This is a genomic window from Streptomyces sp. NPDC058221, from assembly GCF_042882365.1.
In the GTDB taxonomy this organism is placed as follows: Bacteria; Actinomycetota; Actinomycetes; order Streptomycetales; family Streptomycetaceae; genus Streptomyces.
This window is the reverse complement of record NZ_JBHVWF010000032.1, coordinates 43,663-63,604: the sequence shown is the minus strand read 5'-3', so window position 1 is coordinate 63,604 and position 19,942 is coordinate 43,663. Positions and strand designations below refer to the sequence as shown.

Here is a 19,942-nt window from a genome sequence, read left to right as displayed (position 1 = left end):
GCCTCCCCACCCGTTTGCGCTGTTCGGGCTGCGGCCGGCCCCCCCCTTCCCACGGGGGTGCCGGGCCGCTGCCGTATCCGGTGGCGGGGCGGGCTATGCCTCGGGTGCCGCCTCCAGACGCTCCTCGGCCGCCTGCGCCTCCTCCAGCGCTCTGCGCTGTGCCGGGATCGCCGGGAGCAGCCGGTTCGACATGCGTACCCGGTGCTCGTCCGCGACCTCGCAGAGGCCGAGCGCCGCCTCGCCGAAGCGGGCCTGGGACGGCGGGTCCGACGGGCCGAGGAGATGCAGCTTCAGACCGGCGCGGGCCGCGGCCGGCCCGTCGTCCGCCGGGTGGCGCACCGAGTCGAGGAGAGCGGCGACGCCCGCCGCGTCGGGGGTCAGGATCGTCGCCGCGCTGACCGTCGGGAACGCCTCGCGGAACAGGTCCTCAGGCATTCCACTGGTGTTCGCCACGGCGTACGGCTTCTCGCCTGCCAGATAGTCCGTGACCACACTCGACACATCGCTGATCAGCAGGTCCGCCTGGTTGAAACAGGAGTACAGCGCGGGCTGCGGCCCCGTGATGATCTGGTGCAGGTCCTCGGGGAGCGATGCCCAGTGGGCCGCTTCCCAGGCTGCGGTCGCGGCGGCGACGGCCTCGGCGCGGCCCGGCTCCGGGGTGCTCTGCACCAGCATGCGTTCCGCGTCATCCGCGTCGCCGCGGAACGAGGAGGCGGTCAGGCTGTGCAGCTCCGTGGTCCGCCGGGCCAGCTCGGCCGCGGCCTGCGGGCCGGGGTGCGGGCCGGTGCGGCCGCGGTTGGCCTCCTGGACCATGGCCTGGATGCGGTCGTTGGCGGCGCCGGCGAGGGGGTCGACCGAGCCCGTCATCGGGTGCGGCTTGTAGAGGAGCCGGACGCCCGGGTCGGCGAGCAGCTCCCGGACGATGTTCTCGCCGGCCAGGACGACCGAGGTGTTGCCCGGATTGCCGTCCCAGCCCTCCCACGTGGGGGCGTAGAGCACGGTCGTGTACGTGCCGGCCGGCGGGCCCTCGTACGGGGCGATCGGCGCCAGCTGGGGGCGGCCGATCTCCACCACGTCGCGGTCCTCGATGCCGACGTCGGCCAGCGCGTAGCGCTCGCGCGCCGCCGGTCCGGCGACCCACACCTCGTCGTACGCCTTCGCGTACGGATTGCAGCTGGAGAGCTTGTCGCTCTCGCCGTGGTTGACGAAGGCGTGCTTGATCGACGGTATCCGCAGGACCTGCGAGGTCTTTCCGGAGTTGGCGGGGTGGATCAGCAGCTTCAGGGCCGACTGCTCCAGGCGGAGGAGCTGGGCGACCTTCGGGATGCACACGATGGGGATGTCCGTCGCACCGATCCGCTGCATCATGAACCGCTCGCGCAGCACGATCACCGGCCGGCCGTCGAGCCCGGCCAGTGCGTCGAGCCACATGTTGGCCTGGTACGCGGACGAGGCGCCGCCGGAGAAGTACATACCGACGGTCGGCCGGTAGTCGGCGAGCCAGCCGTCGAACCAGTCCAGCACCTCCTCGGGCGAGGCGGGGCGGCGGCGGACCAGGCACCACACCAGCTCGGCCAGCGAGACGGCGGCGCAAGCGATCGACAGTGCGATGCCCGCAGCGGCGAACTGCGGCTCGTCGCCCGCCGCCGTCAGCAGCAGTCCGATCGTCGCGGGCAGCCCGAACAGCAGCAGGCGAGGTCCGTGGCGGCGCATCAGCAGGGCCGGGGGCGCCGGGGCGATCCGCAGGGCGGAGGCGTCGATATTGCGGGTGAGCAGCGGCAGGGTCCGCATGCCGCGCACCCGGATCGCTGCCGCGTGGCCGGCGAAGTGGAGCGCGTAGAAGAGGAGCAGGCCGAGGACGAGGGGGAGGTAGACCGTCTCCGGATGGTTCCCGGCCAGCCGCAGCAGCCCCACGATCAGCAGGAAGTCACAGGTGAGCCGACGGACCAGGACATCGGCCCTGACTCGCGCGAGCAGGGAGACCTGGCCGGGCTGCCAGCGGTGCAGGGCGGCTTCGGCCAGCAGGTTGGCGGCTGTCGCCGATATGAGCAGCGCGAGGTGCGCAGCAGCGGCTGCGGCGGCCTGGGCGACGAAGGACGCGGCCAGTACGGCAACGGGGAGGACCTTCGCGGCGTACCGCAGGACCGGGGGGAGTGGTTGCACTGGGGGACTCCAAAGAGCGCGAGCGCTCACGTGCGCGGTGGGGGCCGCGCCGACGTGTCGGCCGGCCCGGCCGGGTGGCCCGGTCCCTGACCGGCCGCCCGGGGGCATGGGGGTTCAGGGGCCCCACCATATGGATGCCGTCTCCTCCGTTCATGAGATGAACGTGAAAGATCTGTGAGAATTGAGCGACTGGACGCAACCAAATTCTGAGTTCGTGAATTCGCAGGAAGTGTCCCTGAAAGTGCCGACCGCTCCGCATCTGCCGCGGGGCATCGGCGCCGAACCCGGCGGCGCGCTTCATCCGTAGTTCAGTTCGATGTGACGCGCATGTGGTTACGCGTCGGGGATCCGATGGCCCGCCACATGGCGGTATGCGGTTACGGGGGGCCGCCACTTTTCGTCCGGATGTGTCGGTAACGGGCCGCAGGTGCTGTTTCACCACAGATAGGACAGTGAATCTAAGTAAGGTCGCCCGACAGGTCGCAGCTGCGACAGGACCGCCATCTCGTCGTGGGGGCAGAATCAGTGAAGGCTCTCGTACTTTCCGGTGGGGCAGGCACCCGGCTCCGTCCCATCACCCACACCTCGGCCAAACAGCTGGTTCCGGTCGCGAACAAACCGGTGCTGTTCTACGGCCTGGAGGCCATCGCGGAAGCCGGCATCACCGAGGTCGGCATCATCGTGGGCGACACCGAGGAGGAGATCCGCGCGGCGGTCGGCGACGGCTCCCGGTTCGGCATCGACGTCACCTACATCCCGCAGTCCGAGCCGCTCGGTCTCGCACACGCGGTCCTGATCGCCCAGCGTTTCCTGGGCGACGAGGACTTCGTCATGTACCTCGGGGACAACTTCATCATCGGCGGGATCACCGGCCTGGTCGAGGGATTCCGGACGGACCGGCCGGACGCCCAGATCCTGCTGACCCAAGTGCCCGACCCGACCTCGTTCGGCGTCGCGGAGCTCGACGGGGACGGCAGGGTGGTGGCCCTGGAGGAGAAGCCCAGGGAGCCCAAGAGCGATCTGGCGCTCGTCGGCGTCTACCTCTTCACCCGGGTCATCCACGAGGCGGTCCGCTCCATCCGACCGTCCTGGCGCGGCGAGCTGGAGATCACCCACGCCATCCAGTGGCTGATCGACCAGGAGCGCGACGTCCGCTCCACCATGATCCGCGGGTACTGGAAGGACACCGGTAACGTCACCGACATGCTGGAGGTCAACCGGACCGTGCTGGAGACCGTCGAACCGTCCACCGAGGGCGCCCACGTCGACGACGAGAGCGAGATCATCGGCCGGGTCCGCATCGAACCCGGCGCCCGGGTCACCCGCAGCCGGATCGTCGGTCCCGCCATCATCGGTGCCCGCTCGGTGATCAGCGACGCCTACGTCGGTCCGTTCACCTCGGTCGCCCAGGAGTGCCGGATCGAGGACAGCGAGATCGAGTACTCCATCGTCCTGCGCGGCGCCTCCATCGACGGCGTCCGCCGCGTGGAGGCCTCCCTCATCGGCCATGAGGTCGAGGTGACCCCCGCGCCCCGGAGCCCCTCCGCCCACCGTCTCGTCCTCGGCGACCACAGCAAGGTGCAGATCTCCTCATGACGACCCACATCCTGGTGACCGGCGGTGCCGGCTTCATCGGCTCGCACTACGTCCGTACGCTGCTGGGCCCGGACGGACCCGGTGACGTGGCCGTCACGGTCCTGGACAAGCTCACCTACGCGGGCAGTCCGGCCAACCTCGACGAGGTCCGCGACCACCCGGGTTTCTCCTTCGTCCAGGGCGACATCTGCGACGCGGAGCTGGTCGCCGGCCTGATGGCCGGCCACGAAGAGGTGGTGCACTTCGCCGCCGAATCGCATGTCGACCGCTCCATCGACGGCGGCGCCGCCTTCGTCCGTACCAACGTCGTGGGAACCCACACCCTGGTCCACGCCGCGCACCTGGCGGGTGTGCGGACTTTCGTGCACATCTCCACCGACGAGGTCTACGGATCGGTCGACGAGGGCTCCTGGACCGAGGACGAACCCCTCGCGCCCAACTCCCCGTACTCCGCGTCCAAGGCGTCGAGCGACCTGATCGCGCTCTCGTACCACCGCACCCATGGACTCGACGTACGGGTGACCCGCTGCTCCAACAACTACGGACACCACCACTTCCCCGAGAAGGTCATCCCGCTCTTCGTCACCAACCTCCTGGAAGGCCGGCCGGTGCCGCTGTACGGCGACGGCGCCCACGTCCGCGACTGGCTGCACATCGACGACCACGTCCAGGGCATCGAACTCGTCCGCACCAAGGGCCGGGCCGGTGAGGTCTACAACATCGGCGGCGGCACCGAGCTCTCCAACAAGGAACTCACCGGGCTGCTGCTGGACGCCTGCGGCGCCGACTGGGACACCGACGTCACCTACGTCGAGGACCGCAAGGGCCACGACCGGCGCTACTCCGTCGACTGCACCAGGATCCGTGAGGAGCTCGGCTACGAGCCCCGCAAGGACTTCCGCACCGGTCTCGCCGAGACCGTGCAGTGGTACCGCGAGAACCGCGACTGGTGGGAGCCGCTCAAGGAGAGGGCCGCCCTGTGAGCCCGGTCTGGCTGGTCACCGGGGCCGGCGGAATGCTCGGGCAGGACCTGCTGGCCGCCCTCGCCCATGAAGACGCCACCACCGTCGCCGCGGACCGCACCGCCCTGGACATCGCCGATCCGGACCGCGTCCGGGAGACCTTCGCCGCCCACCGCCCCGCGGTCGTCGTCAACTGCGCCGCCTGGACCGCCGTCGACGACGCCGAGAGTCAGGAGGACGCCGCGCTGCGCGTCAACGGCACCGGGCCCGCGGTCCTCGCCGAGGCCTGCCGCGAGCACGGCACCGTCCTGCTCCATGTCTCCACCGACTACGTGTTCGCCGGGGACGGCGCCCGCCCGTACGGCGAGGACGACCCCACCGGCCCCCGCAGCGCCTACGGACGCACCAAACTGGCCGGCGAGCGCGCCGTTCTGGAGACGCTCCCCGACACCGGCTACGTGGTGCGCACCGCCTGGCTGTACGGGGCGGGCGGCGGCAACTTCGTCCGCACGATGATCAGGCTGGAGGGCGTCAAGGACACCCTCGACGTGGTGGACGACCAGCGCGGCCAGCCCACCTGGACCGTCGACCTGGCCGGCCGGCTGGTCCGGCTCGGACAGGCCGCGCTGGAGGGCACCGCCCCGGCGGGCGTCTACCACGGCACCAGCGGCGGCGAGACGACCTGGTACGGCTTCACCCGGGAGATCTTCCGGCTGCTGGGCGCCGATCCGGCGCGGGTCCGCCCGACCACCAGCGCGGCCTTCGTGCGGCCCGCGCCCCGCCCGGCGTTCAGCGTGCTCGCGCAGCGGCGGTTCAGGTCGGCCGGGATCGAACCCATCCAGGACTGGCGCACGGCGCTCGGCGAGGCGTTCCCCGCGCTGCTCGCCGCGGAACGCCCCTGACCGGATCAGCGACCTGCCCGGCTGAGCGCCGGTTCGCCCGCCGGCATCCCGGAGAGCGGCGGACCGGCCGCCCGCAGCCGCGCGTAGTACGCCTCGCACTCCGCGTACGAGGGAAGCAGTCCCTGCTCCTCGGCCTCGGCCAGCGAAGGGGCCGCGGCATCCTTCCCGGACAGCAGCGGGGCGATGTCACGCGGCCACTCGATGCCCAGCTCCGCATCGAGCGGATCGATGCCGTGCTCACGCGTGGGCGCGTAGCCCTCCGAGCACAGATACAGCACGCTCGCGTCGTCCGTCAGCGCCATGAAGGCGTGCCCGAGCCCCTCGGCGAGATACACCGCCCGGTGACCGGTGTCATCGAGCCGGACGCCCTCCCACCGCTTGTACGTGGGCGAGCCGGCCCGGATGTCGACGATCACGTCGAGTACCGCGCCGCGCACACACTTCACGTACTTCGCCTGGCCGGGCGGCACATCGGCGAAATGGATCCCGCGCAGCGTGCCCCGGGCCGAGACGGAGAAGTTGGCCTGCGCGAGCCCCAGCGAATGGCCGGCCGCCGTATCGAGGTCCGAGGCCCTGAACCACTCGTGGAAGCTGCCGCGGCTGTCCGTGAGGACCTGGGGCTCGTGCACCCAGGCCCCTGGGATGGAGAGCTGGCGCATGCGATCACGTCCTGTTCCTGGAGTTCGCCGAGTACTTCGGCAGTGGTGCCTACGTCTCCTGCAACGAGCATCGGTGCGGAACAGATACGGAACGGGATGGATACGGACGAAACGGGGTCCACGGTGCGGAACGCGAAGGCGCCGGTTTCCGCGCTCGCGTAGATTGCGGATTCCGATCGAGGGCGAACCACGGGGGATACGCGTGTCAGGGGCAAGGCAGGGCGTCACGGAGGCCCGCAGGATCGTCGTCAAGGTCGGTTCCTCCTCCCTCACCACCGCCGCCGGCGGCCTCGACGCGGACCGTGTCGACGCGCTCGTCGATGTGCTCGCCAAGGTGCGCGGCGGCGGTGAGCGGGAGGTCGTCCTCGTTTCCAGCGGCGCCATCGCGGCCGGACTCGCCCCGCTCGGACTGCACCGCAGACCCAAGGACCTGGCCAGGCAGCAGGCCGCCGCCAGTGTCGGCCAGGGACTGCTCGTCGCCCGCTACACCGCCTCCTTCGCCCGCTACGGCGTACGCGTCGGCCAGGTCCTGCTCACCAGCAACGACACAAGCCGCCGGGTCAACTACCGCAACGCCTACCGCACCCTCGACCAGCTCCTGGACATGGGAGCGCTGCCGATCGTCAACGAGAACGACACCGTTGCCACCGACGAGATCCGGTTCGGCGACAACGACCGGCTCGCCGCGCTCGTTGCCCACCTGGTCCGCGCCGATCTGCTGATCCTCCTGTCGGACGTGGACGGCCTCTACGACGGCGACCCGAGCATCCCCGGCACCACCCGTATCGCCGAGATCACCGGCCCCGCCGATCTGGCCGGGGTCAGCATCGGCAGCGCGGGCAAGGCGGGCGTCGGGACCGGCGGCATGGTCACCAAGGTCGAGGCCGCCCGGATCGCCACCGCCGCGGGCGTCCCGGTCGTACTGACGTCGGCGAGCCACGCGTCGGACGCGCTGGCGGGCCGCGACACCGGTACGTACTTCCACCGCACCGGACGCCGCAGCGCGGACCGGCTGCTGTGGCTCGCGCACGCCTCCACCCCGCAGGGCTCGCTGACCCTGGACGACGGTGCCGTGCAGGCGGTCGTCGAGCGTCACAGCTCGCTGCTGCCGGCCGGGATCGCCGCGGTCGAGGGCGAGTTCGCCGCGGGCGACCCGGTGGAGCTGCGCGATCTGCGCGGCCGGCCGGTGGCGCGCGGGCTCGTCAACTTCGACGCGAAGGAGATCCCGCAGCTCCTCGGCCGCTCCACCCGCGATCTGGCACGCGAACTGGGCCCCGCCTACGAACGCGAGGTCGTACACAGGGACGATCTTGTCGTTCTGCACGGCTGACAAAACCCCGAAACGGCTGAAAGTCCAGTCTTCGGGCAGAGACCTTGACGAAAACCACCCCACGCCGGGCCGCGGACTGGTCCACTTTGTAGCAGGGACACTGCGGGGTACACGGCACAGCAACACATTCACAGGAGGCCGCCGGTGAGACGAGCGCGCCCGGGGGCGCCGCCCCGAGGAACGGGTGGTCGCGCCCTGACCAGCGTCGGAGCAGGCGCCGACTTCGACGGGAGGTTGTCCGCGGACCGGAGGGACGAGCGGACCGGAGGGGCCGAGCAGACGGCGGTGAGCCAGGAGCGCACCCAGTCGAAGCTGTGGCACATCACGCTCTGCGTCTCGGGTGCCGAGATTCCGCTGAAGGAGGTCAGACGCGGTCTCGAACAGCTCGCGCACGACCACCCCTTCCTGCTGACCAGCCGGTACGCCAACGACCACGCGGAGATCCGCTACTGGGAAGAGGCCCGTGACCTGCACGACGCGGCGGCGGTGGCCCTGAGGCTGTGGGGGGAGCACCGCTCCAGCGCCGGTCTGCCGCCGTGGGAGATCGTCGGCCTGGAGGTCATCGACCGCGAGACGTACCACCAGCGCATCGCCGAGGGGTACGGGCCGCCTCCGGCGGCCCCGGTCGGTGTGCACCCGTACTGACCCGGCCCGGGGCGGCCGGCGGCTGTCTCGCATCACGGGATACGTGACGGATGCCCGCAGTGTGCGCACTACCCTGCGGGCATGACCACGCTTTCGCCGTACGACAACATGTCCCCGGTCGCCCGGGCCGCCTACCGGGCACGCGCCGCAGCCGCCGACATCGCGCCACTTCCGCGCGCTGCGAAGGACGACGCGCTGCTGGCGATCGCGGACGCGCTCGAAGTACGGACGAGTGACATCATCGCGGCCAACGCCGAGGACGTGGCGCGCGCCCGGAAGGCCGGGACCAGTGAGTCGGTCGTCGACCGCCTCACCCTCACCCCCGAGCGGATCCGCGCCATCGCCGCCGATGTGCGCGACGTGGCGGCGCTGCCCGACCCGGTCGGCGAGGTGGTACGCGGTTCGACGCTGCCCAACGGCATCGACCTGCGCCAGGTCCGGGTGCCGCTCGGCGTGGTCGGGATCATCTACGAGGCACGGCCCAATGTGACGGTGGACGCCGCGGCGCTCTGTCTGAAGTCGGGCAACGCGGTCCTGCTGCGCGGCTCGTCATCCGCCCGTTCGTCCAACACCGCACTGGTCAGGGTCCTGCGCGACGCGGTCGGCGGCTCCGGTCTTCCGGCCGACGCGGTGCAGCTGGTGCCGGGCGAGAACCGTGACTCCGTGCGGGAGCTGATGCGGGCCCGCGGCCTGGTCGACGTGCTCATCCCGCGCGGTGGCGCCTCACTGATCCGCACGGTCGTCGAGGAATCCACTGTCCCGGTGATCGAGACCGGTACCGGCAACTGTCATGTGTACGTGGACGCGCAGACCGACCTCGACATGGCCGTCGACATCCTGGTCAACTCCAAGGCGCAGCGCCCCAGCGTCTGCAACGCCGCCGAGACGCTCCTGGTCCACAAGGACGTCGCCGACGCCTTCCTGCCGCGGGCCCTGGACGCGCTGGCCGAGGCCGGTGTGACCGTGCACGGCGACGAACGGGTCCTGGAGTACGCCGAGGGGTCCAAGGCCACCGTGGTGCCGGCGACGCCGGAGGACTGGGAGACCGAGTACCTCTCGTTCGACATCGCGGCCGGCGTCGTGGAGTCGCTGGACGCGGCCGTGGCGCACATCCGGCTCTGGTCGTCGGGTCACACCGAGGCGATCGTGACCACCTCGCAGGCCGCGGCCCGCCGGTTCACCCAGTTGGTGGATTCGACGACGGTGACCGTGAACGCCTCGACGCGCTTCACCGACGGCGGCCAGTTCGGCTTCGGCGCCGAGATCGGCATCTCCACGCAGAAGCTGCACGCCAGGGGCCCGATGGGGCTGCCGGAGCTGACCTCCACGAAGTACATCGTGACCGGCGACGGCCATGTGCGGTGAGCCCGGGACGGTGAGAATCTGCGGTCTCCCTGCACAGAACGGCCCTCCGGCGCTAGGCTGAAGCCGTGCCGGACGACGTGGGGGGCAGGCCGTTCCCGAACGGCTGGGAGCCCGACGACGACCGCGGGGGCGCGGACGAGGACTTCGCCTCCGTGGTGTTCGACGAGGATTTCGTACGGGCCGCCTCGTTCCACGAACCGACCGCCGTCGAGCGGCTGTTGGCCGCCGCCGAGGAGCGCGCCGAGGCAGAGGCCTTCCGGGCCCGGTTCGGTGGCGGCCCGCTGGACGACGACCTCTACGACGACGGCTACGGGCCGGGCGGCGCATACGGCCGCGGGAGCGCCTACGACGACCGGCTGGGTCCGGAGAGCGACGACTCCTACGAGAGCGGCCCCTACGGGCGTCACGGTGGCGCGCTGCGCCCCTACCGCGGGGCCGCCCGCTGGCACCGGCCGGTGGCCTGGCTGCTCGCGCTGGTGATGGGGATCGGCATGGTCGCGCTGGCCTTCAGCGCGGTCTACCGCAACACCTCGGGCGACCGGCAGGACCAGGTCCCGCCACCGGCCACGACCGGGGTGGACAGCGCCCCGGCTCCTTCCGCCGCCCCGTCCGCCACGGCAGGCTACCTCCGTCCCACGGTCTCCGCGGCCCCGCGCACGCCCTGACGGACCGGCCCGGCGGTCTCCGCGGCCCACGTACGCCTTGCCGGACCCGGTGGTGGTGGTGCTCCGGGAACGAGCGCTCCGAAGGCAGTTCTGAGCCCGCCTCCGCGTTTACCGTCGCCGTAATCGACCTACTCTGAAGGTATGACCCCTCACTGCTCGAAGAGGGGGCTCCTCACTTGCCCGTGCATGCCCCCGCATGCCGGGCAGGCCCTGTCCAGGCCTTCCGGCCGGGGCGGGGGCGCACCGCACCGGCCTTCGGTCGGTGACGTGGAGTCGGGAGAAGCCATGGCAGACCACGGAGATCCACCCGAGGGACCGGCGGAGAACAGCGCGGGCGGTGGCGAGGACGAGTACCGGTCGCTCGTCTTCGACGAGTCCTTCGTCCGGGCCGCCCGGCTTCAGGAGTTCTCCGCCCAGGAACGGATGGGGGAGCACGCCCGTGCCGTACGGAGCCTGCCCGGCCGGACCCTCCGCAGCGGCTCCCGGACCGCACTGGCGCTGGTCGTCCTGATAGCCCTGGCCTTCGGCACGGCCGTCTACATGGGCTTCCGCCACCCCTACCAGGCCCCCGTCGGCAGACGGGCCGAGCCGCTGCGGATGACGTTCGTCCCCCTGGCGCCGCGCGGCGCCGTACCCGCGGGCACGCCGGCCGGCCTGTTCGCGGGGAGCCCCGCCGCTCACTACCCGAAAGGCGGCGACGGCATCAATCCTCCCGTGGCCGGGCGGACGGACAACTTCTCGGCGAGCCAGGTGGTCACCGCCCTGGCCGTCGTCAAGAACTACCTGGTGGCCTCCTCGCTCGACCCGGACGTCCTCGGCGGGAACACGGTGCGGCCGGTGGAGGCACTGCTCGACCCGGATCAGACAGGCCAGTTCGAACGGAGCATGAGCGAGCCGTACGACGACGGACAGCACGCCGCGACGGGCTGGCTCGTGCGCTTCGACCCCGCCGAGGTCGCCCCCGGTCCGGAGGTCCGGGTCATGGGCACTCTGCGCTACGCCGAGGTGGGGTCCGACGCCCTGGAGGTGGTGTCGGACCACACCTTCACCTATGCGCTCCGTCCGGCCGTCTCGGGCCCCCAGCAGGCCGATGGCGCGTCGCTGTTCACCGTGCGGCGGGAGTTGCGCTTCCGGCTCGACCGGGAGGATCTGCGGCTGGGCCGGCTGGAGGTGCGGACCAGCTACGTCCAGGCCGGGCCGCAGTCCTGCACGGCCGACACGAGCGGTGCGCTGCGGCCGTTGCTCGCCGGCCGGCGGGCGGTCTCCCGGGGCCCCGCGGGCACCGACCCGTACGAGTCGGGCCGGCCCGCCGCGGCGCTGTGCGGGACGCTGAAGGTCAGCTCCCTGCCGTCCCGGGCTCCTGCGGCCCCTCAGGGTCCTCGGGGCTCCGCGACTCCCGCGCGTCCGAGTCATCCGTAGCGGCGCCCTTGCCCGTCCCGGCTCCGCTGCCTCCTGCGCCGGTGAACTTGTCACGGAGCTTGCCGCCCAGATCGCCGGCGCCGCCCGCGATGTCGCCGACCAGCTTCATCAGCGGGTCCTTGCTGCTGCGCACCGAATCGGCGTAGTGCGAGGCGGATTCCTTGAAGGAGTCCGTGACCGAGGTGTCCTTGTCCTCGTCACGGCGCGGGTAGTGCCCGTCCATGATCCGCTGGTAGTCGCGGGTCTCGGACCACTTCTTCAGCTCTGCCGCGCGGACCGTGGTGAAGGGGTGCGAGCGGGGCAGCACATTGAGAATCTTCAGCACGGAATCGCGCAGGTCGCCGCCCTTCTCGTACTCGTCGGCCTGGGCGAGGAAGGCGTCCACGTTCATCTCGTGGAGGTGGTTGCCTCCGGCGATTTTCATGAGCCCGCGCATCGAGGCCCGCAGATCCTGGCCGACCAGCAGTCCGGCCCGGTCCGCGGAGAGCTCGGACTTGCGGAACCACTCGCGCAGGGCCGTCACGATCGCCATGATCGCGACGTTTCCGAGGGGGATCCAGGCAACCTTCAGGGCGAGGTTGGTGAGGAAGAGCAGGATCGTGCGGTACACCGCATGGCCGGAGAGGGCGTGTCCCACCTCGTGGCCGACGACCGCCCGCATCTCCTCCTCGTCGAGCAGCTCCACCAGGCCTGTCGTCACCACGATGATCGGCTCGTCGAGGCCGATGCACATGGCGTTGGGCTGGGGGTCCTGGTTCACGTACATCGGCGGGACCTTCTCCAGGTCCAGGATGTAACACGCGTCCCGCAGCATGCTGTTGAGATGGGCGAACTGGGCGTCGCTCACCCGGACGGAGTCCGAGAGGAAGAGCAGTCGCAGACTGCGCTCGGGCAGCAGGCCGCTCAGTGCCTTGAAGACGGTGTCGAAACCGCTCAGCTTGCGCAGGGCGACCAGCGCCGAGCGGTCCGCCGGGTGCTCGTAGGCCCGGGACGAGATTCCCGGGAAGCGCCTGCGCTGCCTGCTCGGCACGTTCTCGTGACTCTCGTGGCTGCTTTCGGTCATGAATGGGCCCCCTGTTCGTACGAGACGTCGCTCGCCCCCTGACAAATCTCAGCGTATGTGCTGGCGCTACGGTGTGCGGGGGGCTGTGGATAACTGAGGAGACGCCCGACATGCCGCACACCGTTGCTCTGCTCGCCGCCGCATCCGAAGAACAGGGACCGGGCAACACGCTCCGTATCGTGCTGCTCGTCTCGCTCGTCGGAGCCGCGCTGCTGGCCTGGTTCCTGCTGCGCGGATACCGCAACGACGACAACAACGACTGAGTCGGCGTGAGCGTGCCCAGGGCGCCCGCATACGATGTCCGCGACGTCTTCCCTCCGACTCCCGATCGATAGGTCCTGCCGAAGATGAGCCTCACGAGCACCGCACACCAGCTGGTCACCGTCGCCGCCGAGGGCGAGCACGGCGGCAACCACGAAAGCCTGAGCCCGTACCTCACCGGTGGCGGTGCGTTTGTCGCGCTTCTCCTCCTTCTGTGGATCACCACGCGCTTCAACCGCGACCGCTGAGGCCGAGGCGTACAGCTGTGCCAGTAGGCTCTGCACGCATGGGAGAGCAGGAAGTGCCTACCGGCCGCGGAAAGCGCCGACTCGGCGTGATGGGCGGGACGTTTGACCCGATTCATCATGGACACCTGGTGGCGGCCAGTGAAGTGGCCGCCCAGTTCCAGCTCGACGAGGTGATCTTCGTCCCGACCGGGCAGCCGTGGCAGAAGAGCCACAAGCAGGTGTCCGCCGCCGAGGACCGCTATCTGATGACGGTCATCGCGACCGCGTCGAACCCGCAGTTCTCGGTCAGCCGCAGCGATATCGACCGCAACGGCCCCACGTACACGATCGACACCCTGCGGGACCTGCGCGCGGTCCACGGTGACGCGGACCTCTTCTTCATCACCGGCGCCGACGCGCTCTCCCAGATCCTCACCTGGCGGGATGCCGACGAGCTGTTCTCGCTGTCCCACTTCATCGGTGTGACCCGGCCGGGGCATGTGCTCACGGACGCCGGACTGCCGGAAGGGGGCGTCTCTCTCGTGGAGGTTCCCGCACTGGCGATCTCCTCCACGGACTGCCGCGGGAGGGTCGCCGAGGGGGACCCGGTCTGGTACCTGGTGCCGGACGGCGTGGTCCGCTACATCGACAAGCGCCAGCTTTACCGCGGCGAATGAGCCACGGAGAGGGGCACCGGTGAACGACCGACAGAATCCGTACGACCCGTACTACCAGCAGCAGCCGCAGATCGTCGGCTACGACGAGTACGGGCAGCCGGTGTACCAGCAGCCCGCGCAGCAGCAGTACGACCCGTACGGTCAGCAGCAGCAACAACAGCAGGGTCAGCAGCCCCAGCAACACCCCGGGCAGCAGGCGCCCCAGCCGGATCAGGGATACGGCTACGACCCGTACGGTCAGCAGCAACAACAACAGGGCCAGCCCCCTCAGCAGTACGACCCGTACGCCGCCCAGCAGCACCAGCCCCCGCAGCAGGGCTACGGCTACGACGGCTACGGATACGACACCGGGCAGCAGCCCGCCGCGGTCGACACCACCCAGCAGTGGAACGTCCCGCAGCAGGCCCCGCCGCCCGCTCCGGCTCCCGCGTCCGTCCCACCATCGCGGGCCCCGTCCGCGCCACCGGACGCCGAGCCGGAGGCCGCCGTTCCCGGGCAGCGCCGCGGTGACCGTGACTACCGCACCGAGCAGTTCTCCTTCATCGAGGAGCCCGACGAGGACTCCGAAGACGTCATCGACTGGCTCAAGTTCACCGAGAGCCGCAGCGAGCGGCGGGAGGAAGCACGCCGCCGGGGTCACAACCGGATGGTCGCGCTGATCGTCGCGGTGGCCCTGGTCGTGGTCGGCGGAGTCGGCTACCTGTGGTCGGCGGACAAGCTCCCCGGCTTCTCCTCGTCGGAGAAGAACGACACGGCGACGACCGGTCCGCAGCGGCGGGACGTCATCGTGGTGCATCTCCACAACACCAAGGCCGGCGGTACGTCCACGGCACTGCTCGTCGACAACGTCACCACCAAGCAGGGGGCCACGGTCCTGCTCCCCAACTCGCTCGCCGTCTCCGACGAGGACGGCACCACGAGCACGCTCGGCAAGTCGGTCGACGACGACGGCACCTCCGGCACCCGCGAATCCATCGACACGCTGCTGGGCACCGACATCAGCGGCACCTGGCGGCTCGACACCCCGTACCTGGAGAACCTCGTCGACCTGGTCGGCAACATCGAGGTCGACACCGACACGGACGTGCCCGATTCCAAGAAGGGCGCTTCGCCCCTGGTGAAGAAGGGCAAGGCGCAGACGCTCAGCGGCCCGATGGCCGTCGCGTACGCCACCTACCGCGGTCCCGACGAGGCCGAGGCGAAGCAGCTGATGCGGTTCGGTCAGGTCATGCGCGGAATGCTGCGGAAGATCTCGGACGATCCGAGGGCCGCCACCGTCACCGTGCAGACGCTGGCCCAGATCCTCGATCCCTCGCTTCCCGAGAAGGACCTCGGCGCCTCCCTGGCCAAGCTCGCCGAGCACGCCAAGGTCGGCGACTACAAGACGGCGCTGCTGCCGGTCCAGGAGGACGGCAGCCTCACCGACGCGGCCACCGACAGCGTCGTCAAGGACATCCTGGGCGGCACCGTCAAGGCCCCGGCCGCGGACGCCGCGGTACGGGTCGGTATCAAGAACGCCACCGGCAACGAGCGCGCCACGGAGTCCGCCCGGATCAAGCTGGTCAACGGCGGCTACGCCTTCGTCAACAGCGGGAAGTCCGGTGCCGTGACCTCCTCCGAGATCATCTACAAGGACGCCGGGGACAAGGAGAAGGCGACCGAGGTCGCCAAGACCCTGGAGCTGCCGACGAGCGCGGTCAAAAAGGGCAAGACGGCCGGAAACGCGGACGTGTCCGTCGTCATCGGCCAGGACTACAAGATCAACTAGGTCGGCGGCGTCGACCGGCGGTCAGGGCCGGCCGCATCCGCTGTGGGGTGGTTCCGGATGGTTCCGGGGCCGCCCCACAGCCGCACCGGTCCGGTCGTGGGCGGTCCGGGCGACTCCTGAACGATCTTCGAACAACGGCTGCGTGCACTGTCGGCGGTCCGTGAGACCCTAGAGGTCGATCTGCCCGCCGACGAAAGCCTGCTTGTGACCGCCACGGACCGCTCCATCGAGCTCATCAACGCCGCCGCTCAGGCGGCCGCCGACCGGCTCGCGCACGACATCATTGCGTACGACGTCAGCGATGTGCTGTCGATCACGGACGCCTTCCTGCTGGCTTCGGCCCCCAACGACCGCCAGGTCAAGTCGATCGTCGACGAGATCGAGGAGCAGCTCCAGAAGGACCTCGGCGTCAAGCCGGTCCGCCGCGAGGGCGACCGCGACGCCCGCTGGATCCTCCTCGACTACGTCGACATCGTCATCCACGTCCAGCACAGCGAGGAGCGCGTCTTCTACGCGCTGGAGCGCCTCTGGAAGGACTGCCCCGAGATCGCTCTGCCCGAGGACGCCGTGAAGACCCGCGGCAAGGCCGAGGAGCACGCAGAGCTCACCGGCCGCACGGAAGGTGACCAGAGCTGAACGGCAGCGGAAGCGGCAGAGGCCGCAGGATCGTCCTCTGGCGACACGGTCAGACGGCGTGGAATCTGGAGCGACGGTTCCAGGGCACCACGGACATCGAGCTGACGGAGGCCGGCGTCGGTCAGGCCCGCAGGGCCGCCCGGCTGCTCGCCTCGCTGAAGCCGGACGCGATCGTCGCCTCCGATCTGCGCAGGGCCGCCGCCACGGCCTCCGAGCTCGCCGCGGTCACCGGTCTCGGCATCGCGCACGACCCCGGTCTGCGTGAGACCTACGCGGGCGCCTGGCAGGGCCTGACCCACGAGGAGATCGTCGGACGGTTCGGCGAGCAGTACGCGGCGTGGAAGCGCGGCGAGCCGGTGCGGCGCGGTGGGGGCGAGCTGGAGACCGAGGTCGCCGACAGGGCGGCTCCCGTCGTGCTCGCACACGCCGACAAGCTGCCCGACGACGGCACGCTCGTCGTCGTCAGCCACGGCGGCACCATCCGGACCACCATCGGCCGGCTGCTGGGCCTGGAGTCGTACCACTGGGAAGGGCTCGGCGGGCTCACCAACTGCTGCTGGTCGGTCCTGGGCGAAGGCGCGCGCGGCTGGCGGCTGCTGGAGCACAACGCGGGCACCCTGCCCGAGCCGGTGCTCGGCGACGACGACTGACCGGGCGTCGAGGCACCGCCCCGACGGCACCATCGGGCGGCACCGGCCTGATTTCACTTTCCGGCTGGTCACAGGCTAAAGTTCTTCTTGTTCGCAGCGCGGAAACGCAGAGAAACACAGCGGACAGCGGGGCTATAGCTCAGTTGGTAGAGCGCCTGCATGGCATGCAGGAGGTCAGGAGTTCAATTCTCCTTAGCTCCACAATCAAGATCCCGTCCCCTTCAGGGGGCGGGATCTTTCTGTCGGCGGCCGCGCAGCATCGTCATCTGCTGCTCGCTCTCCCGGTCGGCCGGGGTGTAGGCGACGATCCGGCACTCCGGCAGCCCGTTGACGGAGAGCGACACCGAGGTCATCCGTATCTCGGCGGGCGCCGCACGGTGCCGGAAGGTCTTCACCCGGGGGCCGGGCGGGGCCACGTCCCCACTGCGCCACAGCTGAGCGAAGTACGGGCTGGCGGCGGAGAGATCCGCGACGAACGTCTCCCAGGCGGACTCGCCCGTATGGCGCCCGTAGCCGCCCCGCAGGGTCGCCACCATGAGCGGCAGCTCCTGCGTACGGTGGACGAGCGGGCAGTCGGCCGCGGGCACGGTGAACAGTGCCCACAGAACATTGCGGATCCCGGTGTCCATCATTTCCGGTACGCCGAAGAGGTCGCGGTAGGCGGGGTTGGTGGCCAGCACGTCGTACCGCGAGTTGTAGACCACCGCCGGGTGCGGGTCGAGGGCGTCGATGATGCCCTGGATCTCCTGGCCGACCTCGATCGTTTCGGACTGCCTGCCCGGTATGTAGGCCACCTCGGCGAGGTGGTAGAGGTGCTCGCGCTCCGAAGGGTCCAGCCGGAGGGTGCGCGCCACCGCGTCCAGGACCTGCGCGGAGGCGTTGATCGGACGGCCCTGCTCCAGCCAGGTGTACCAGGTGACCCCGACGCCGGAGAGCTGGGCGACCTCCTCGCGGCGCAGACCAGGGGTGCGGCGCCGGAACCCCGGCGCCATGCCCACGTCGGCCGGTGTCACCCGGGCCCGGCGGCTGCGCAGGAAGTCGGCGAGCTCCGGCCGCCGGCCGTGCTGCTGCCCCCGCCCGGTCCGCCGCGCCGCCTCCCGGCGCGCGGGCTCCCGCGGCCCCGGCTCACGCCGTGCCGCGTCCGGTCGGGCCGGTCGGCCCGGTCGCTCCTGCGTTGCCCGATGTTGTGCCGTCACCGTCGTCACACCCCCATCGTCGGTGCACCGCCCCGGTGTTGCCAGGTGCTGCCAGTACCAGCATCAGCGGGCTCTCGTTACCCGTATGCGGCCGGGACCAGCCTGGAGACCATGACCACGACCTCCGAGGCGACTCCACGTTCCGTAACCAGTAAAGACCCCGCCACCGACAGACGCCCCGCACGGCTGCTCGCCCTGGTGCTGGCGGCCCAGTTCATGGCGCTGCTCGACATCTTCATCGTCAATGTCGCAGCCCCGACGATCCGTACCGAACTCGGCGCGTCCGGAGCCGGGTTGCAGCTGGTGGTGGCCGGATACACCATCTCGTACGCCGTGTTGCTCATCACCGGCGCCCGGCTCGGCAGCGTGTTCGGGCACGGGCGGGTCCATCTGGTGGGGCTGGCCGTCTTCACCGTCGCCTCGCTCGCCTGCGGACTGGCCTCCGGCACCGGTGAGTTGATCACCTTCAGGGTGATCCAGGGGGTCGGCGCGGCGGTGATGATCCCGCAGGTGCTCAGCCTGATCCAGCAGCACTTCAGCGGTGTGGCCAGGGTCCGCGCGCTGGGTGCCTACGCGGCGGTGCTGGCCACCGGAGCAGCGGCCGGGCAGGTGGTGGGCGGGGTGCTGGTCAGCGCCGATCTGTTCGGGACGGGCTGGCGGCCGGTCTTCCTGGTCAACGTGCCGATCGGGCTCGTGCTGCTGGTGCTCGGGGTCCGGGTGCTGCCGGGCGAGCCGCGTACCGGACAGGCCCGCCAGGAGGCGAGGGCCCGCTCCCTGGATCTGGTGGGGCTGCTGATGCTCGCCGCGGCGGTCACCCTGTTCACCGTTCCGCTGGTGCTCGGACAGGAGTTGGGCTGGCCGGCCTGGACCTGGACCTGTCTGCTCGCCTCCGCGGTGTTCCTGGCCGGGTTCGTCGCGTACGAGACACGGCTGGCCGCACGCGGTTCCACGCCCCTGATCGCGCTCGGCGTGCTCCGCGCCCCCGGAATCGCGCGGGCGGCGCTGCGCATTCTCCTGGTGATGGCGGTCAACGCGGGCTTCCTCTTTGTGATGACGCTGCATGTCCAGGGCGGCCTCGGGTACTCGGCGCTGCGCAGCGGGCTGATGTTCGTGCCGACCGCGGTGGCCTTCGGCGCGGTCGGACTGACCTGGCGGCGCTGGCCGGCCCGGCTCCAGGGCATCCTGGTTCCCGCCGGTTTCACGCTCGTGGCGCTCGGTTCGGCGGCTCTCGGCCTCCTGATGCGCGACGGCGGCGAAGGCGGGGCCGGTCTCTACGTCGTCTTCGTGATCATCGGCGTCGGCATGGCGCTGGGCTTCAGCCCCACCCTCACAGGTGCACTGTCGAACGTACGGCCGGAGGATGCGGCTGATGCGAGCGGCGTACTGGTGACCGTCACCCAGCTCGGTCAGCTCTGCGGCGTCGCGGTGTTCGGCACGCTCTACCTCAACCGCCTTGATTCGCCTGGGGCGCAGGGTTCGGGAGAGGCGTTGTGGGTATGCGCTCTCGCGCTGGCGGCGGCCGCTGCCGTGGGTGTGCTGGTGGGTCTTGTGAGGCGTCGGCGGATCACGGGTTCTCGGCGGGGCTGACCCGCTTGCGGGGCCATGGCAGAATCGGATCGCCGGAGGGGGCGACGGACCGAACGGGAGGGAGCGCGCGATGCATGCGAGTCGCCACGAGCTCCCGGACCCGCCCCCTCTGCCCGAGGATCGCGCACGCGTCGGCAGTTCGCCCCCCGCGGTCCGCGCGCCCCGCGGGAC

General features: G+C 70.6%; 19 protein-coding genes and 1 tRNA gene. 16 read left to right on the top strand and 4 right to left on the bottom strand.

What is annotated here, in order from left to right:
* Nucleotides 1-93: 93 nt before the first annotated feature.
* Entirely contained in the window at nucleotides 94-2,163 is a 2,070-nt protein-coding gene (locus ACFVW8_RS13645) for a hypothetical protein (protein WP_389689359.1), read from the bottom strand.
* 525 nt (nucleotides 2,164-2,688) lie between these two features.
* Between ACFVW8_RS13645 and ACFVW8_RS13640 the strand changes: the two genes are divergently transcribed.
* The 3 genes from ACFVW8_RS13640 to rfbD are packed head-to-tail and all read left to right on the top strand — an operon-like array spanning nucleotide 2,689 to nucleotide 5,623.
* Nucleotides 2,689-3,759, top strand: a complete 1,071-nt coding sequence (locus ACFVW8_RS13640) for a glucose-1-phosphate thymidylyltransferase (RefSeq protein WP_384128002.1) — start codon at nucleotides 2,689-2,691, stop codon at nucleotides 3,757-3,759.
* On the top strand, nucleotides 3,756-4,742 hold the full coding sequence (gene rfbB / locus ACFVW8_RS13635) for a dTDP-glucose 4,6-dehydratase (protein ID WP_389689357.1): 987 nt from the start codon (nucleotides 3,756-3,758) through the stop codon (nucleotides 4,740-4,742). Before ACFVW8_RS13640 ends, rfbB begins: the two co-directional genes overlap by 4 nt.
* Nucleotides 4,739-5,623, top strand: a complete 885-nt coding sequence (gene rfbD / locus ACFVW8_RS13630) for a dTDP-4-dehydrorhamnose reductase (protein ID WP_389689355.1) — start codon at nucleotides 4,739-4,741, stop codon at nucleotides 5,621-5,623. The genes rfbB and rfbD overlap by 4 nt, the downstream gene beginning before the upstream one ends.
* 5 nt (nucleotides 5,624-5,628) lie before the next feature.
* On the opposite strand, the gene ACFVW8_RS13625 is transcribed toward rfbD, so the two are convergent.
* Complete coding sequence (locus ACFVW8_RS13625) at nucleotides 5,629-6,282, bottom strand: dTDP-4-dehydrorhamnose 3,5-epimerase family protein (RefSeq protein ID WP_389689353.1); 654 nt, start codon at nucleotides 6,280-6,282, stop codon at nucleotides 5,629-5,631.
* A gap of 202 nt (nucleotides 6,283-6,484) precedes the next feature.
* Between ACFVW8_RS13625 and proB the strand changes: the two genes are divergently transcribed.
* From proB to ACFVW8_RS13600, 5 genes are all read left to right on the top strand, one after another.
* Nucleotides 6,485-7,612 (top strand): glutamate 5-kinase, encoded by a 1,128-nt coding sequence (proB, locus tag ACFVW8_RS13620; protein WP_389689351.1) that lies wholly within the window; start codon nucleotides 6,485-6,487, stop codon nucleotides 7,610-7,612.
* A gap of 144 nt (nucleotides 7,613-7,756) precedes the next feature.
* On the top strand, nucleotides 7,757-8,257 hold the full coding sequence (locus ACFVW8_RS13615) for a hypothetical protein (protein ID WP_389689349.1): 501 nt from the start codon (nucleotides 7,757-7,759) through the stop codon (nucleotides 8,255-8,257).
* A gap of 81 nt (nucleotides 8,258-8,338) precedes the next feature.
* A complete protein-coding gene (locus tag ACFVW8_RS13610; RefSeq protein WP_389689347.1) occupies nucleotides 8,339-9,622 on the top strand; it encodes a glutamate-5-semialdehyde dehydrogenase in 1,284 nt (427 codons plus the stop codon).
* Between the two features lie 65 nt (nucleotides 9,623-9,687).
* The gene (locus tag ACFVW8_RS13605) at nucleotides 9,688-10,287 is read left to right on the top strand and encodes a hypothetical protein (protein ID WP_389689345.1); all 600 of its coding nucleotides are present in this window, start codon (nucleotides 9,688-9,690) and stop codon (nucleotides 10,285-10,287) included.
* A gap of 285 nt (nucleotides 10,288-10,572) precedes the next feature.
* A complete protein-coding gene (locus ACFVW8_RS13600) occupies nucleotides 10,573-11,706 on the top strand; it encodes a hypothetical protein (protein WP_389689343.1) in 1,134 nt (377 codons plus the stop codon).
* On the opposite strand, the gene ACFVW8_RS13595 is transcribed toward ACFVW8_RS13600, so the two are convergent.
* Nucleotides 11,624-12,769 carry a M48 family metallopeptidase gene (locus ACFVW8_RS13595; protein WP_389689341.1) on the bottom strand — a complete coding sequence of 382 codons (1,146 nt, stop codon included), beginning with the start codon at nucleotides 12,767-12,769 and terminating at the stop codon, nucleotides 11,624-11,626. The genes ACFVW8_RS13600 and ACFVW8_RS13595 overlap by 83 nt on opposite strands.
* A 110-nt stretch (nucleotides 12,770-12,879) precedes the next feature.
* Between ACFVW8_RS13595 and ACFVW8_RS13590 the strand changes: the two genes are divergently transcribed.
* From ACFVW8_RS13590 to ACFVW8_RS13560, 7 genes are all read left to right on the top strand, one after another.
* Nucleotides 12,880-13,032 (top strand): hypothetical protein, encoded by a 153-nt coding sequence (locus ACFVW8_RS13590; protein ID WP_164494319.1) that lies wholly within the window; start codon nucleotides 12,880-12,882, stop codon nucleotides 13,030-13,032.
* 84 nt (nucleotides 13,033-13,116) lie between these two features.
* Nucleotides 13,117-13,278 (top strand): hypothetical protein, encoded by a 162-nt coding sequence (locus tag ACFVW8_RS13585; protein WP_266778681.1) that lies wholly within the window; start codon nucleotides 13,117-13,119, stop codon nucleotides 13,276-13,278.
* 38 nt (nucleotides 13,279-13,316) lie between these two features.
* Nucleotides 13,317-13,934, top strand: a complete 618-nt coding sequence (gene nadD, locus ACFVW8_RS13580; RefSeq protein WP_389689339.1) for a nicotinate-nucleotide adenylyltransferase — start codon at nucleotides 13,317-13,319, stop codon at nucleotides 13,932-13,934.
* Nucleotides 13,935-13,953: 19 nt separating this feature from the next.
* Nucleotides 13,954-15,702: an LCP family protein gene (locus tag ACFVW8_RS13575; RefSeq protein ID WP_389689337.1), complete on the top strand. Its 1,749-nt coding sequence runs from the start codon at nucleotides 13,954-13,956 to the stop codon at nucleotides 15,700-15,702.
* Nucleotides 15,703-15,906: 204 nt separating this feature from the next.
* Nucleotides 15,907-16,338: a ribosome silencing factor gene (gene rsfS, locus ACFVW8_RS13570; protein WP_389689335.1), complete on the top strand. Its 432-nt coding sequence runs from the start codon at nucleotides 15,907-15,909 to the stop codon at nucleotides 16,336-16,338.
* Nucleotides 16,335-16,988: a histidine phosphatase family protein gene (locus tag ACFVW8_RS13565; RefSeq protein WP_389689369.1), complete on the top strand. Its 654-nt coding sequence runs from the start codon at nucleotides 16,335-16,337 to the stop codon at nucleotides 16,986-16,988. The genes rsfS and ACFVW8_RS13565 overlap by 4 nt, the downstream gene beginning before the upstream one ends.
* 128 nt (nucleotides 16,989-17,116) lie before the next feature.
* Nucleotides 17,117-17,189 (top strand) — tRNA-Ala (locus ACFVW8_RS13560).
* Nucleotides 17,190-17,209: 20 nt separating this feature from the next.
* Here ACFVW8_RS13560 and ACFVW8_RS13555 read toward each other — a convergent pair.
* Entirely contained in the window at nucleotides 17,210-18,001 is a 792-nt protein-coding gene (locus tag ACFVW8_RS13555) for a helix-turn-helix transcriptional regulator (protein WP_389689367.1), read from the bottom strand.
* Between the two features lie 294 nt (nucleotides 18,002-18,295).
* Here ACFVW8_RS13555 and ACFVW8_RS13550 point away from each other — a divergent pair, with 294 nt between their 5' ends.
* Nucleotides 18,296-19,771 carry an MFS transporter gene (locus tag ACFVW8_RS13550; RefSeq protein ID WP_389689333.1) on the top strand — a complete coding sequence of 492 codons (1,476 nt, stop codon included), beginning with the start codon at nucleotides 18,296-18,298 and terminating at the stop codon, nucleotides 19,769-19,771.
* The last annotated feature ends 171 nt before the right edge of the window (nucleotides 19,772-19,942 follow it).